Here is a 516-nt window from a genome sequence, read left to right as displayed (position 1 = left end):
GCGGGAGCTCGGCATCGTCGCGGTCGAGGATGCGGTCTATGCCTTCCTGGCCGAGGATGCGGGGGCGCCGCTGGCCGCCCTGGCGCCCGAGCATGTGGTGCTGGTGGACAGCCTGTCGAAGCGGGTCTCGCCGGGCCTGTCGCTGGGCTTCCTGGTGGTGCCGCCGGCGCTGCGGCACCGGCTGGCGGCGGCGCTGCGCCTCGGCGGCTGGACCGCGCCGGGCTATGCCCTGGCCTGCGGCACCGCCTGGATCGAGGAAGGCAGCGTGGCCGAGCTGGTGCGCCGCAAGCGGCAGGACGCGCAGGCGCGCAACGCCCTGGCGCGGCAGGTGCTGGGCGAGGCCGGGCTGAGCCTGCGCGGCGATCCGCGCGCCTATCACCTCTGGCTCGACCTGCCGGGCGGCTGGCGGGCGGAGACCTTCGTGGCGGCGGCGGCGCGGCGGCGCATCGCCGTCTCGCCGGCGGCGGAATTCGCGGTGGGCAGCGGGCATGCGCCGGATTCGGTGCGCCTGGCCCT

1 protein-coding gene is annotated in these 516 nt (G+C 77.1%); it reads left to right on the top strand.

The window, feature by feature from the left end; translation table 11 throughout:
• Positions 1–516 (top strand): aminotransferase class I/II-fold pyridoxal phosphate-dependent enzyme (locus HMPREF0731_RS22915; RefSeq protein ID WP_007006669.1); only part of this gene is annotated, 516 nt, incomplete at both ends.

Origin of the sequence: Pseudoroseomonas cervicalis ATCC 49957, assembly GCF_000164635.1 — a bacterium.
GTDB lineage: Bacteria > Pseudomonadota > Alphaproteobacteria > Acetobacterales > Acetobacteraceae > Pseudoroseomonas > Pseudoroseomonas cervicalis.
This window is presented reverse-complemented; position numbering and strand designations above follow the sequence as displayed.